Genomic DNA, 12,918 nt, shown 5'->3' with positions numbered 1-12,918 from the left:
GGTCGCCTAATCTATTGGACCCACGCCGAGTTGTCACGGATGAACAGGCGGTTGGTCATGATTTTTGCGAGAAGGCCTCAGTCGATGGCCATTTGCGGTCGTTGTGACTGAAGCGCTGATAGCGCCCGATAAAACTGCAAAGAGCGACCACTGATCAATCCGCAGACAAACCCGGATGCGGAGGCCTTGAGCAGTAACATCTCAAGCGTGGTGGCCTGTTCCGGGTGAACATCATCCTGGTAGCCGAAGTAGTAGTTCACGGCAAAAAACAGCAGGTAGAGCACCAGGGTTTTCGCTGTTCCCGGCACGACCAGTCCGGTTTTCGGCTTATTGAGTTCGACGCCTCTGCTTTGGAAAAGCACCAGCGCGGCCAGACCTCCCAGAACAACGGCGATCAACCAGCAACCGAGGGAGGCGGTGGGGTTCAACGACAGGTTAAGTGAATAGAGCGACCAGCCGAGCAAGATCGGCGGAGTCACGCGTAGCGAGGTTTTGCTTTCCTCAGTCGGGGATAGCGCTTTGATTCCGTAGTAGCAGAGCACCAGGAATACCGCATAAACCCACAGCGGGGTGTGTTGCAGGGTATTGATCATCACGCAGCGTCCATGCCGAAAAACAAGTGCCGGGATAATAGCCGTTGCCGGAGCAGGTGCGGTCGGCTATTTCCCCATCGAATTCAGATTCATCGAGTGAACCGCCCATTGTTCCGCCGTTTGCTGATCCACTGGCAAGGAGAAGCGGAAGGTCGCGCCTCGTCCGGGCAGATCGATCAGCTGGATCTCACGTCCGTGTAACTGCAGGATCCGATGCACGATGCGCAGCCCCAACCCGCCATCGCGCCGTGCACCGCCAATGTTGAAGGGGCGCAGGAACAGGCCTTCGCGCAGCGGCGCAGCAATGCCGGGGCCGGTGTCGCTGACCGTGACTTCGATAAACGGCCCTTGCGGGCGCAGGCTCAGTTCGATTTCTCCGCCTTGAGGGGTGTTGCGCAGGGCATTGTCGAACAGGTTGGTCAGCACGCGCTCGATCAATCCCAGGTCGGCGCAGGCGGCGGAAACGTTAGGGGCGAAAGTGGCCTTCAGTTCGATCTGGCGCGCTTCGGCGGTCAGTTCGAATTTCTGGAAAATGTCCTGCACCAGATCGGTCAGTGAGAAGCGCTCCAGCACCGGTTGCACAAAACCGTGTTCCAGCCTGACCAGTTCCAGCAGCGATTGCGCCAGGCCTCCCACCTTGCGGCTTTGATCGAGGGCGATGCCCAGATAGCGACGCCGGTCGACGGGGGATAACGTGGCGTCCTTGAGCGACAGGGTTTCCAGGTATCCATGCAGCGAGGCCAGTGGTGTTCGCAGGTCATGGGAAATGTTCGCCACCAGTTCGCGGCGTTCCTGGTCTTGACGCGTCAGCGAGCGCCACTGTTCACTGAGGCGGGTTTGCATCTGCCGGAAGGCGGCGTCCAGCACGGCGATTTCATCGTGACTGGCGGCTTTTTCCATCGGCTCGGAGGTGGGCGGTGTGGAGGGCACGCCGTCGATGTCGAACTGACTGACTCTTTCGGTCAAGCGCCGCAGCGGTCGGGTAATCAGGGCAAATGCCGTCAGACCGGCAATCAGGCACAGCAATGCCACCAGACCGATGGACAACAGGGCGGTATTGAGTGCGGCGCTGGTGGCACCGCGTTCGGCGAAGCGGTCGTGTTCTTCGCTGAGCAGTACCACATACAGGTAACCGGCGGGCTGGCCGTTGACCTGCAATGGCGCAGCGCTGAACACCTTGCGCCCGTCGGCGCTGCGCGGGTCATCACCGAGAATCGGCAGGGCATCACCTTTGAGCAGGCGCTGGACGGGGGCCAGATCGATCCGCTCCCGACGTATCCGTCCCTCCGGTGCGGCGCTTCCGACAATCTTGCCCTCGGTGTCCAGCAGATAAACCTCAACGCTGGGATTGACCTGCATGAGTTTGCTGAACAGTTCACGAATGGCATTGGGCATCAAGCCGCTGCTGTCCATCAGCACCGTGTCATGGGCGATGTGTTGCGCCAGATCGCGCGACAGCCCCTGGACCACTTCCAGTTCATGCATCTTGTTGGAGCGCACTTGCATCCAGGCCGATGTGCCACAGCACACCAGCAACAGAATGGCGAACACCAGCGACAGGCGTTGTGTCAGGGTCAGCCTCATGGCTGCTCCTCCTTGACGGCGAATTTGTAGCCACGCCCCCACACCGTGAGGATGCGCGCGGGCAGCGCCGGATCGGTTTCGATCTTGGCCCGCAGACGATTGATGTGGGTGTTCACCGTGTGTTCGTAACCTTCATGGCTGTAACCCCAGACCGCATTGAGCAAATCCATGCGCGAGAAGACTTTGCCGGGTTGGCGGACGAAGAAATACAGCAGGTCGAATTCCCGTGGCGTGAGGTCCAGGCGACGACCGTCGAGCGAAACGTCGCGGGTGATCGGGTCGATGGACAAGCCGTCCGTCATCAGGCTGCCCGAGTCCATCTTCAGGTTGCGGGCCATGGCGTCGACCCTGCGTAGCAGCGCTTTGACCCGGGCGACCAGTTCCAGCATCGAAAAGGGTTTGGCGAGGTAATCGTCGGCGCCGAGTTCCAGCCCCAGGATCCGGTGCATTTCGCTGGAGCGTGCGCTGGTGATGATGATCGGGGTGTAGCGGGCCATCGCCCGTGCCCGACGGCAGATTTCCAGGCCATCGACACCGGGCAGCATCAGGTCGAGGATCAACGCGTCCCAGCTTCCTTGCTGCAACAGGCGCATGCCTTCGTCACCGTCGGCGCAGTGCACCACCTCGAACTGCTCATCGCGAAGATGCAGGCAGATAAGGTCGGCGATGTGCAGGTCGTCCTCGACCACCAGGACGCGTTTGGTCTGTTCCATAAAGCTCAATCCTTTGTAGCGCAATGGGCACATTGTGCGGGTTTTCCTCAGTCCGAGTTATCACGAATTGTTTAACTGCTCGTGAGGATTTGGCGATCAACCCAAGCCTAGGCTGTGTTCCTTATCAGGCATCGGGAATTTTGGAGAAGGCCATGTTTTCACGGCGACAGTTTCTTGTAGCGGGCGGCGGGCTGGGCGCTGCAGCCTTGGTGATCGGTGTGTTGCCAAAATTTGCCGCCAGTACGGCACTGGTCAGTGATGCCAGTGCCGCGGAGGTATTCGAGGTGACCCACAGCGACAGCGAATGGCACGCCATGCTCAGTGACGAGCAGTACGAAATCCTGCGTAAAGAGGGCACCGAGCGGGCCTACAGCAGCCCGTTGAACAATGAGCATCGCGAGGGCGTTTTCGCCTGCGCCGGGTGTGATCTGCCGCTGTTCTCATCCGATACCAAGTTCGACAGTCGCACCGGCTGGCCGAGTTTCTGGGCCCCCCTGGACAAAGCGGTGGCCACTCGTCAGGACCGGTCTTTCGGCGTGCTGCGTGAAGAAGTCCACTGTCGGCGCTGTGGCGGTCATCTGGGGCATGTCTTCGATGACGGGCCCAAGCCTACCGGCCTGCGTTATTGCATGAACGGTCTGGCGCTGACGTTCGAGCCACAGGCAGCTTGATTCATGGGCATTTCATTTCACTCACTTGATGCAGGTCGACGCTATGTGGCTTTTGGTTCTCGCTTATCTCGGTGGTGTCCTGACGATTGTCAGCCCCTGCATTCTGCCGGTGCTGCCCTTTGTCTTCGCGCGAACCGGGCAGCCGTTTATGAAGAGTGGCTTGCCGCTGTTGGCGGGGATGGCGTTGACCTTCGCCCTGGTCGCGACGTTGGCGGCGGTGGGCGGCGGTTGGGTGGTGCAAGTCAATCAGTACGGTCGCTGGCTCGCGTTGCTGTTCGTTGCACTGTTCGGGCTGACGCTGCTGCTGCCACGACTCGCCGAGCGTCTGACTCGACCACTGGTGGCGGCCGGCAGTCGATTGTCGGAAGCCGCCGGCGCCGATGCCCGGCCGCGTCCCGGCGCTTCGTTCCTGATCGGCGTCGCCACGGGTTTGCTCTGGGCGCCTTGCGCCGGGCCGATCCTGGGTCTGTTGCTGACCGGGGCGGCGCTGCAAGGAGCCAGCATCGAAACCACGCTGTTGCTGCTGGCGTACGCGGCCGGTGCCGCCACGTCGCTCGCCGTGGCACTGCTGCTCGGCGGTAAAGTCTTCGCGGCAATGAAGCGCTCGATTGGCGCCGGGGAATGGGTTCGGCGCGGTCTTGGGGCCGCCATGCTGGCGGGTGTCGCCGCGATTGCCCTGGGGTTGGATACCGGGATTCTGGCACGGGTTTCGACCGCGTCCACCGGCGGGATCGAGCAAGCCCTGGTGGGCCGATTGGCCGGCAAGTCGCCGAACAACAGCGGGGCGATGATGGCCGCGGGTGGCGCGATGAAAGCGAGTGACAAGGCATCGGGCGCGTTGCCGATTGAAGGCAATCTCCCAGCGCTGGATGGCGCGGTGCAATGGCTCAATTCCCCACCTCTGACCGCGCAGGCCTTGAAGGGCAAAGTTGTGTTGGTGGATTTCTGGACTTACTCCTGCATCAACTGCCTGCGCACCTTGCCGTATGTGAAAGCCTGGGCCGAGAAGTATCGCGATCAGGGATTGGTGGTGATCGGCGTCCATGCCCCTGAATTCGCCTTTGAGCGCGACGTCGGTAATGTCACCAAGGCCATGAAGGACCTGGGTATCAACTACCCCGTGGCCATCGATAACGACTACAAGATCTGGCGTGCCTTCAACAACGAATACTGGCCGGCTCACTACTTTGCCGATGCTCAGGGGCGCATTCGTTATCACCACTTTGGTGAAGGCGAATACGCCGAATCGGAAAGGGTCATCCAGCAACTGCTGCGTGAAGCGGGCACAGTGAACGTCGCGGACGGTTTGATCAACGCGGAGGCGACAGGGGTTCAACTCGCGCCGGACATGAGCGAAGTGCAATCACCGGAAACCTATGTCGGTTTCCAGCGGGCGGAGCATTTCGTCCCCGAAACCGGCCTTGTGCCTGACAAAGTGGCCGCGTACAGCCCTCCCGCCGAGCTGGCACTCAACGACTGGAGCCTGGACGGAAAGTGGAATGTCGGTTCAGAGCGTGCGACTTCCAGCGCGCCAGCCAGTCGCATCGTTTATCGCTTCCATGCCCGTGATCTGCACTTGGTACTGGGCCCCGGTGCCGACGGTAAACCGGTGCGATTCAAAGTGCTCATTGACGGCAAAGCCCCAGGCGATGCCCACGGCACTGATGTGGCACCCGATGGCAGCGGCCGTGTGAATTCACAGCGTTTGTATCAATTGGTACGCCAGAGCGGCGGCGTGACCGACCGCACGTTCAGCATCGAGTTTCTCGATCCGGGTGTTTCGGCGTACGCGTTTACGTTCGGTTGAAGTCATTTCATTTGTTGAGGAGTCTGCTCCATGAAAACCCTGTTCACCTGGCGCCGCACCCTGTTGGGGATGGCCGCTGCCGGCATTATCAGTCAGTGCTCGGCGTTCTCGTTCGGAGCCGAAGAAGCCGTCGTCATCCCTCCGCCGGCGCTGGATGAAACGACCCAGGTCCACAGCGAAAAAGTGGTGTTTGCCGGCGGGTGTTTTTGGGGCGTCCAAGGCGTTTTCCAGCACGTTAAAGGCGTGAAGAAAGCGGTTTCCGGTTACGCCGGCGGTGCGGCCAACACCGCCCAATATGAACGGGTCAGCGAGGGCGATACCGGCCACGCGGAGTCCGTCGAGGTCACGTTCGACCCGACTCAGGTCAGTTACGGGACGCTGCTGCAGATCTATTTTTCGGTGGCCCACAACCCCACCGAACTGAACCGCCAAGGCCCCGACAGCGGCACTCAATACCGGTCGGCGATTTTCACTGAGAACACCGAACAGCAACGCGTCGCCCAGGCTTACATTGCCCAGCTCGACGCTGCTCATTCGTTCAACAAACCTATAGTGACCAAGCTGGAAACCTACAACGGCTTCTACCCGGCGGAGGAGGAGCACCAGGATTTTCTGACCGAGCACCCGACCTATCCGTACATCGTGATCAACGATCTACCGAAAGTGGCGCAGTTGAAGCAGTTGTATCCCGATCGTTATCAGGAGAAGCCGGTGTTGGTGAAGGCGGGGATGTGAGTGGAAGCGATAACGGGGGGTTACCCCGAAATCATATTCTTGCCCGACACCTTCGACCGATAAAGCGCCTGATCAGCCCGAGCCAGCAACCCGGTCTGTTGTTCTTCCTCAAAACGCTGGACCACGCCAAAACTCATGGTCACGTGAAACGCGCCCACCGGGGGCAGGCTCGACAGGCCATCGCGGATTTTTTCGGCCAGGAGTCTGGCGTCAGCCAACGGGGTATCGGGAAGGATCATGATGAACTCGTCACCGCCCCATCGCGCCAGCAGATCGCCTTCGCGCACGAAGTGCTTCACGCCCTCGACCACCTGCACGATGGCGGCATCACCCAAGGCATGGCCGTAATGATCGTTAATGATCTTGAAGTCGTCGATGTCCATCGCGATCAGGGACAGGGGACGTCGAAAGCGCTGGGCGCGTTCGCATGCCTGAGGCAGGCTTTTTTCCATCAGGTAGCGATTGGCGATGGAGGTAAGCGTGTCGGTTTCCGCGAGTTTGCGGTTCTCTTCGAGTTGAATCTGCAGCTGCTGATTGACCCGGGACAATTCCCGGGTGCGCTCTTCAACGATGGCTTCAAGGGAATGAGCGCGTCGCTCCAGTTCCTCGAGCAGACGTCGCTTGTCGTCGATGCTGCGGTGCGCGCCGACCATCCGCGCTACCGTGCCGTCGGCATTGCGGGACAGCACATAGCCGCGGTCTTCGATCCAGGTGTAGCTGCCGTCCAGCATGCGGCAGCGATATTCGGCTTGATAGGTGGGCGCGCGCTGTTTCAGGTAGTCATCAAACACGGCCATGACGCGGGGGTAATCGTCAGGGTGGATGAGGTTTTCCCAGGTCAACGCGGTGTTGTCCAGGGAATGAGGCTCGTAGCCGAGCATCTTGTACCAACCAGGGTTGCGGTAAACAAAACCGGTGTTGGCGTTCCAGTCCCAAATGCCATCGCTGACCAGCTCCAGAATGGTGTGGAGCAGGTCTTCGCTAAAATCTGACACATTGAATTTCAACGGCGTGATATTTGATGCTTCCCCCATCACCGCTCTCCCTGACGCGCAAATATCAATTGATTCGCCTGGGGTCGAGATTAGTTCATGGCGCATTGCCACGGCTAGTGTTTGCCCCACAACTGCATGGCAAAGTCGACGAAGTGGCGTAATTTCGGCAGCCGGTAGCGATCCTGGGCGTACACCAGGTGCATGGGCCGGCTCGGCAGTTGATAGTGCTGCATCAATGCCACCAGTTTTCCGTTGAGCAGGTCCTGTTCCACCAGCGCATCGGGCAGCATCACGATGCCCATCCCGGTACGGGCCGCCTGATGCAACCCCGCTGAACTGTTGATCAACATCGGACCACTGACGGCCACCATCACTTCGCCTTCGGGTCCGCTCAGGCGCCATTGTTTTTCGACCGATTGCCAGTCATCCCCGACCGGGTAGGCAAAGGACAAGCAATCGTGATGTTGCAGGTCTTCGGGTTTTTCCGGCGTAGATCGGCGTGCCAGGTACTCCGGTGATGCGCACATGGTCAGGGTGTAGTCGATCAGCGGCCGGGCGATCAGGTTCGATGGCTCAATGGCGCCCAGGCGAAACGCCACATCAAGGCCGTTTTCGAGCAGGTCAGGGCGCCCGTTGGTGAGCACCACGTCCAGTTTGACCTGTGGGCATTGCAGCGAAAATTCGCTGAGCGCAGGCGCGAGTCTTTCCGTGCCGAAGGTCAGTGGTGCCGTGATACGCAAGGTGCCACTGGGCGCATCCTGACTCTGTTCAGCCAGGCGTTCGGAATCGGCGACCAATCCCAATACTTCAAGGCAACGCTGGTAATAGGCCGAGCCGAATTCCGTCAGGCGCTGGCGCCGTGTCGTGCGGTTGAGCAGGCGTACACCCAGGCGTTGCTCCAGCGCCCGCAGGTGATTGCCGACCATGGTCGTGGACATTTCACACTGCTGCGCGGCGGCCGTCATGCTGCCGGCCTCCACCACGCGTACGTAAACGGTCATTGCCTGGAACAAATCCATTATCAAGCTCGGCTTTAAGATGATTGAAGTATTGCCGCGTTTATCCAGCTCAGGTGGCTAACCATACTGCAAAAACACCGACCATTGATGGAGCTTGATGCCATGACCGCCGCCTGCCTGATGAGCACTTACCAACCGCTGGCCCTGAGTTTCAGCAAAGGGGTGGGCACGCGCCTTTGGGATGAGGCGGGTCGTGAATACCTGGACGCCGTGGCGGGCGTGGCGGTGACCAACGTTGGCCACTCCCATCCTCGAATCGTCTCGGCGATCACTGAGCAAGCCGGTTTGCTGTTGCACACGTCCAACCTCTACAGCATCAATTGGCAACAACGGTTGGCGCAGCGGCTGACAGCGTTGTCCGGCATGGAGCGGGCGTTCTTCAACAACTCCGGTGCCGAAGCCAACGAAACCGCGCTGAAACTCGCACGGCTTTATGGCTGGCACAAAGGCGTCGAGCAGCCGCTGGTGGTGGTCATGGAAAATGCTTTTCATGGCCGGACGCTGGGCACGTTATCCGCCAGCGATGGCCCGGCCGTGCGCTTGGGGTTCAATGAATTGCCGGGGGATTTCGTCAAGGTCCCGTTCGGTGACCTCAGTGCACTGGATGCCGTGCAGCAAGCCCACGGTCAACGAATCGTGGCAGTCCTGATGGAGCCGATCCAGGGCGAAAGCGGCGTGCAGCTGGCGCCGCCGGGCTATCTCAAAGCGGTGCGCGAACTCTGCAACAAACGCTCGTGGCTAATGATGCTCGACGAAATCCAGACCGGCATCGGCCGCACCGGCCAATGGTTCGCGTTCCAGCACGAGGGTATTGTTCCGGACGTCATGACCCTGGCCAAAGGGCTGGGTAACGGCATCCCCATCGGTGCCTGCCTGGCCCGGGGCAAAGCCGCCGATTTGTTCACTCCGGGCAGCCATGGCAGCACGTTCGGTGGCAATCCACTGGCCTGCCGTGTGGGTTGCACCGTGCTGGACATCATCGAAGAACAAGGACTGCTGGACAACGCCAGGCTTCAGGGCGAACGTCTGCTCGCCAGATTACGCAGCGAATTGGCGGACAATCCGAACGTTCTGGCAATCCGTGGTCAAGGCTTGATGGTCGGCATCGAACTCAAGCAACCGATCCGCGACCTGACCCTGATCGCCGCGCGCGATCACGGTTTGCTGATCAATGTGACACGCGGGAAAACCATTCGCTTGCTGCCGCCGTTGACGATTGATGAGCGGGAAGTGGAGATGGTTGTCAGAGGCGTTTGTCGGGCCGTGACCATTGCCTGACACACGTTCCCGATCGTTCCCGCGCTCTGCGTGGGAACGATCAAATGTTCACTCTTCTATAAGTTTTCCGGCGTTAGTCTTCCCCGCGCGCAGGCTACCAATCGATTTGATCAGGCGTTCTGCGTTAGCAGGAGAGCGTAGTAGTTAGGCCGTCTCCTCGGCAGCAGACAGATCTGAATACGGCCGCTCCCCCAAGCTTTCCACCAACCGAACCAGATACCCATCCGGATCCTGCACCAGAAATTCGCGTTGCCCGACCTCCACCGCATCGGCGCGATACCAGACATCGGCGCACGGGCGAAACAGTGGCCATTCGACTTCCGACAATCGCTCAAGTATCGGTTCGACGAGATCGACGGTGATCTGAAAGTTGATACCTCGACCAAACGGTGCTTCCAATGCGCCCGTCACCCACTGGCCGTCATCCGGAGCATATTGCTCCAGCATGATCTGTGCGCCGTTGTTATCGAGGTAGGCGAAACCCGCTTCCGGGCGTTCGTAAGCAATCTTGAAACCGATCAATGAGGTCCAGAAATGAAGGCTGTTCTTGAGGTCGATGACCATCAGTTCGGGGACCAACTTGCTCCGTGCAAACATACCTATCCTTGTTAAACCGTGTGGGAGGACTTGGCGAAAGCGCTGATTTCACCTCGATCCATGAGTTTGATTTTTGAGCCCGTGAACGTTGCGAACAATTGCCGGTGTACGGTAAACCCACTGGCGTCTTCGCGCATCCGATAACTGGCGGCCCATTCCACCAACGCTATCAGCAACTCGTCATTGTCCGGTCTATGTTCTCGTTGACGAATATTGGCCACACAGCTGTCGTCATCCACACACAACCAGATCAGCGCCGTTGCCCTGTGGATAAGTTCTCTGACAATCCAGCCATAAACACCTTCGATCACCCACTGATCTTCAGCGGCCGCCACCCGCGCTATGTCCAGTGCCGCGGCATATGGGCGGGCGATGCTGTGTTCGTCCGACACCCAGTAAATCAGGTCGAGATCGATCCATGGCACCTTGAGTTGTGCGGCCAATCGTTCCGCCAGCCAGCTTTTGCCGGCGCCGGAGTTGCCGATGATCAGCGTGCGGGTGAGGTTCATGGTGACTCGCCGTTTCAGTCGTCATGTTCAGGCGCAACCATCCGGGTCTTGGGCGAGCCGTTTGAGTTGTGCTGATAGATATCCTGGGGTTGCCCTTTCTCATTGAAGTACACCTGGCCGATGCCTGCCGAGTTCCATAGCCGTTCGCCGGCCTCGGCGTGTTCGGGGATGTGCGGGACGATGCGCATGCGTCGGCGTTTGGTCAGCCAGTTGAGGGGCGAGCGCGGCGAGTAGAGCCAGCGGTTGAGGCGGTCGAACCATTCGAGCAGCCTCGGCGGGAATTCATTCTTGATGCCGCTGCTGGTGATCTGCCAGATTTTCGGGCCGGCCTTACGGTGCCGGATCAGCACTTCGTAGACGAAGGAATAATGCACATCACCGGACAGCACCACGTAGTTACCCGGTGTGCGCGAGTGTCGGAAGATGTTCAGGATCACTTGCGCCGCGCCGCGATGGGCCATCCAGTTTTCGGCGTCCACCAGCAGGGGATAACCGAACCAGCTGAAGACTTTCTGTACGGTTTCGATCAGTTTGACGCCGAAGATCGGCGCGGGTGACACGATGATCGCCGACGGATGATCGAGCAGTTCCTGTTGCAGCTCGCTGAGGGCTTCCCAGTCCAGCAGGCCCGACGGTTGCTTGAGGTTCATCTCGCTGCGCCAGCGCCGGGTGCGGGTGTCGATCACCACCAGGGCGGGCGTGGTGGGCAGCACGTAATGCCACTGCTGAAAGCTCAATAGTGCATCGATCAGGTCATCCTGCACCGGACTGTCGAGGTAACGGTCGGCCCCGGTGACGCTGAGCAAACGGGTTTTTTCCAGCACATCGCTGAACGCGTCGGGGTTGTTGCCCCAACCCTGGCACAGCATGTAGGCGATCAAGGCGTTGCCGATGATGCGCTTGGAGAACGGATGGCCGTAGGCCGTTTCCTCCCATTGCGCGGAAAGGTTCCAGTCGTCGGTGATGTCGTGGTCATCGAAGATCATCAGGCACGGCAGATGCGCCATGGCCCGGGCGACACCGCCCAGGCCGGACTTGAAGCCATCGATATGGGTCTGTTCAGCGGCATAACGCTTGCGTCTCTCAGGCGTCAGCGCAGGCGGTTGCGGGGCGATCAATCTCCAGGGCGTCGGCGACCAGACCAGCAAATACATGGCCATCACTTCAGCGAACGTCATCAGGTGATTGTCGGCACTGCTGCTGGTGAAGATCGGCTTGCGCGCGCCGCCGAAAAATCGATCACGCAGGGTTTCATTGCTCTTGAGCGCCGGTAACAAATCCGCACGGTGGTAGTAGCTGGCCGGGTGCTCATAAAGCTTGGCGCTGTCGCTGACCACGGCGCCTTCGAGGTGTTCTTCGAACAGTCCTAACCGCTCGATCAAGGCATGAATTGCTCGCAACATCGGTCCCGCGACATCGTCGGCGTAAATCTGATCGCCGCTCATCATCAACAGCGCCGGGCGTTGCGATGCGTCATGTTCCGTTGCCAATAGACCGTCGACACAGAGCAAGCCATCGGTGGCCGGGTGATGGGGTTTACGGCAGGAGCCATGCAGCAATTGATCAATGCGCGAGCGCAGGACGAAGTTCGGGCAGTGAGCATCGCCGTAGAGCAAATGCGGGGCCCACTCGGCGATGCCCGTCCCGTCGATCAACAGGTCGTATTCGATCACGGTGTCGCAGGGCAGGGCGGTCGCCAGCGGCACATCGATCAAGTGGATAAACGCGTGAGTGCCGATCGGGATGACGGTGCACTGTCCGGCATCCAGTCGGATGTCGGCGCAGTCTTGCAGGCGCAACGTCAGCGACAGCGCCCGGGATCCCACGAGCCACATGACCAGCCGCGCAGGTTCCAGCCGCCGCAACAGCGGGCCGACCAGCACCGGTGGCAGTGAGTGGCAGTCATCAGACAAAGGCAGAGATACGGACATCCGGGTTCAAGGCTCTTGGCGCACAGGCCGGCGATGATAGCGCAGAGCTCTGGCTGAACTTCATCAATTGCCCGATGGGGGTTACTTGAGGGGAAAGATCGTGACCGACACCACCAGCGCAACCAGTGCGGCCACCAGGCTGCACGCTGCCGCAGCAAAATGTCGATAAGCGGGGGATTGTTCCTGGTTGCACTTGGTGAATACCAAGAGCCAGGTCCCGATCAGAGTGCCCATAAATGCCATCAGCGTATAAAGCGCAAAGGCCGGGGCTCGCGAGACGGGGGCGTCCGGGGTTAACCAGCTCGAGCAAAGAATCAGCACCGCAGTCCCGACGATGAAACTGGCCACGGCACCCGAGAGGTTCGCCAGCCAGATATTCAACGGGCCACGGCTCTTCACAACCCAAATCCACATCCCTGCTGATGCAGCGAAGAACATCAACATACTGATTAACTGCATTCCATCTTCCCTGTTAACAACGTCGTG

The 12,918-nt window shown here is 59.7% G+C and carries 13 protein-coding genes; 4 read left to right on the top strand and 9 right to left on the bottom strand.

Annotated features, from left to right (window positions below):
• Positions 1–77: 77 nt before the first annotated feature.
• The 3 genes from SB725_RS19385 to SB725_RS19375 form a co-directional block, all read right to left on the bottom strand.
• Positions 78–593: a hypothetical protein gene (locus SB725_RS19385; RefSeq protein WP_410922490.1), complete on the bottom strand. Its 516-nt coding sequence runs from the start codon at positions 591–593 to the stop codon at positions 78–80.
• A gap of 66 nt (positions 594–659) precedes the next feature.
• Complete coding sequence (locus SB725_RS19380; RefSeq protein ID WP_027922718.1) at positions 660–2,177, bottom strand: sensor histidine kinase; 1,518 nt, start codon at positions 2,175–2,177, stop codon at positions 660–662.
• Positions 2,174–2,890, bottom strand: coding sequence for a response regulator transcription factor (locus tag SB725_RS19375; RefSeq protein ID WP_027922719.1), 717 nt, complete (start codon positions 2,888–2,890; stop codon positions 2,174–2,176). The genes SB725_RS19380 and SB725_RS19375 overlap by 4 nt, the downstream gene beginning before the upstream one ends.
• Positions 2,891–3,042: 152 nt before the next feature.
• Between SB725_RS19375 and msrB the strand changes: the two genes are divergently transcribed.
• From msrB to msrA, 3 genes are read left to right on the top strand one after another with little or no spacing between them, the layout of a single operon-like run.
• Positions 3,043–3,561 (top strand): peptide-methionine (R)-S-oxide reductase MsrB, encoded by a 519-nt coding sequence (gene msrB, locus SB725_RS19370; protein WP_059182190.1) that lies wholly within the window; start codon positions 3,043–3,045, stop codon positions 3,559–3,561.
• Between the two features lie 43 nt (positions 3,562–3,604).
• Positions 3,605–5,368, top strand: coding sequence for a cytochrome c biogenesis protein DipZ (locus SB725_RS19365; RefSeq protein WP_059183054.1), 1,764 nt, complete (start codon positions 3,605–3,607; stop codon positions 5,366–5,368).
• Positions 5,369–5,398: 30 nt separating this feature from the next.
• Positions 5,399–6,103 carry a peptide-methionine (S)-S-oxide reductase MsrA gene (gene msrA, locus SB725_RS19360; RefSeq protein WP_059182191.1) on the top strand — a complete coding sequence of 235 codons (705 nt, stop codon included), beginning with the start codon at positions 5,399–5,401 and terminating at the stop codon, positions 6,101–6,103.
• 20 nt (positions 6,104–6,123) lie between these two features.
• On the opposite strand, the gene SB725_RS19355 is transcribed toward msrA, so the two are convergent.
• Both SB725_RS19355 and SB725_RS19350 read right to left on the bottom strand, forming a co-directional pair.
• Positions 6,124–7,137 carry a sensor domain-containing diguanylate cyclase gene (locus SB725_RS19355; RefSeq protein WP_059182192.1) on the bottom strand — a complete coding sequence of 338 codons (1,014 nt, stop codon included), beginning with the start codon at positions 7,135–7,137 and terminating at the stop codon, positions 6,124–6,126.
• 74 nt (positions 7,138–7,211) lie between these two features.
• Positions 7,212–8,117 (bottom strand): LysR family transcriptional regulator, encoded by a 906-nt coding sequence (locus SB725_RS19350; RefSeq protein ID WP_027922724.1) that lies wholly within the window; start codon positions 8,115–8,117, stop codon positions 7,212–7,214.
• Positions 8,118–8,219: 102 nt separating this feature from the next.
• Between SB725_RS19350 and SB725_RS19345 the strand changes: the two genes are divergently transcribed.
• Positions 8,220–9,395: an aspartate aminotransferase family protein gene (locus tag SB725_RS19345; RefSeq protein ID WP_059182193.1), complete on the top strand. Its 1,176-nt coding sequence runs from the start codon at positions 8,220–8,222 to the stop codon at positions 9,393–9,395.
• 144 nt (positions 9,396–9,539) lie between these two features.
• On the opposite strand, the gene SB725_RS19340 is transcribed toward SB725_RS19345, so the two are convergent.
• The 4 genes from SB725_RS19340 to SB725_RS19325 form a co-directional block, all read right to left on the bottom strand.
• Positions 9,540–9,992: a bleomycin resistance protein gene (locus SB725_RS19340; RefSeq protein ID WP_027922726.1), complete on the bottom strand. Its 453-nt coding sequence runs from the start codon at positions 9,990–9,992 to the stop codon at positions 9,540–9,542.
• Between the two features lie 11 nt (positions 9,993–10,003).
• Positions 10,004–10,501, bottom strand: a complete 498-nt coding sequence (locus SB725_RS19335; protein ID WP_027922727.1) for an adenylate kinase — start codon at positions 10,499–10,501, stop codon at positions 10,004–10,006.
• 14 nt (positions 10,502–10,515) lie between these two features.
• Entirely contained in the window at positions 10,516–12,432 is a 1,917-nt protein-coding gene (locus SB725_RS19330; RefSeq protein ID WP_410922489.1) for an alkaline phosphatase D family protein, read from the bottom strand.
• 81 nt (positions 12,433–12,513) lie between these two features.
• Positions 12,514–12,891 carry a hypothetical protein gene (locus SB725_RS19325; RefSeq protein ID WP_027922729.1) on the bottom strand — a complete coding sequence of 126 codons (378 nt, stop codon included), beginning with the start codon at positions 12,889–12,891 and terminating at the stop codon, positions 12,514–12,516.
• Positions 12,892–12,918 lie beyond the last annotated feature (27 nt).

The organism is Pseudomonas sp. SIMBA_041 (genome assembly GCF_046535095.1).
Lineage (GTDB): Bacteria > Pseudomonadota > Gammaproteobacteria > Pseudomonadales > Pseudomonadaceae > Aquipseudomonas > Aquipseudomonas mucoides.
The sequence above is the reverse complement of the archived record's forward strand: the minus strand, read 5'-3'. Positions and strand labels throughout refer to the sequence as shown.

Bases quoted from the DNA above. Each gene is read 5' to 3' on its own strand.
- SB725_RS19385 (WP_410922490.1), bottom strand. From the start codon at position 593: ATGATCAATACCCTGCAACACACCCCGCTGTGGGTTTATGCGGTATTC.
- SB725_RS19380 (WP_027922718.1), bottom strand. From the start codon at position 2,177: ATGAGGCTGACCCTGACACAACGCCTGTCGCTGGTGTTCGCCATTCTG.
- SB725_RS19375 (WP_027922719.1), bottom strand. From the start codon at position 2,890: ATGGAACAGACCAAACGCGTCCTGGTGGTCGAGGACGACCTGCACATC.
- msrB (WP_059182190.1), top strand. From the start codon at position 3,043: ATGTTTTCACGGCGACAGTTTCTTGTAGCGGGCGGCGGGCTGGGCGCT.
- SB725_RS19365 (WP_059183054.1), top strand. From the start codon at position 3,605: ATGTGGCTTTTGGTTCTCGCTTATCTCGGTGGTGTCCTGACGATTGTC.
- msrA (WP_059182191.1), top strand. From the start codon at position 5,399: ATGAAAACCCTGTTCACCTGGCGCCGCACCCTGTTGGGGATGGCCGCT.
- SB725_RS19355 (WP_059182192.1), bottom strand. From the start codon at position 7,137: ATGGGGGAAGCATCAAATATCACGCCGTTGAAATTCAATGTGTCAGAT.
- SB725_RS19350 (WP_027922724.1), bottom strand. From the start codon at position 8,117: ATGGATTTGTTCCAGGCAATGACCGTTTACGTACGCGTGGTGGAGGCC.
- SB725_RS19345 (WP_059182193.1), top strand. From the start codon at position 8,220: ATGACCGCCGCCTGCCTGATGAGCACTTACCAACCGCTGGCCCTGAGT.
- SB725_RS19340 (WP_027922726.1), bottom strand. From the start codon at position 9,992: ATGTTTGCACGGAGCAAGTTGGTCCCCGAACTGATGGTCATCGACCTC.
- SB725_RS19335 (WP_027922727.1), bottom strand. From the start codon at position 10,501: ATGAACCTCACCCGCACGCTGATCATCGGCAACTCCGGCGCCGGCAAA.
- SB725_RS19330 (WP_410922489.1), bottom strand. From the start codon at position 12,432: ATGTCCGTATCTCTGCCTTTGTCTGATGACTGCCACTCACTGCCACCG.
- SB725_RS19325 (WP_027922729.1), bottom strand. From the start codon at position 12,891: ATGCAGTTAATCAGTATGTTGATGTTCTTCGCTGCATCAGCAGGGATG.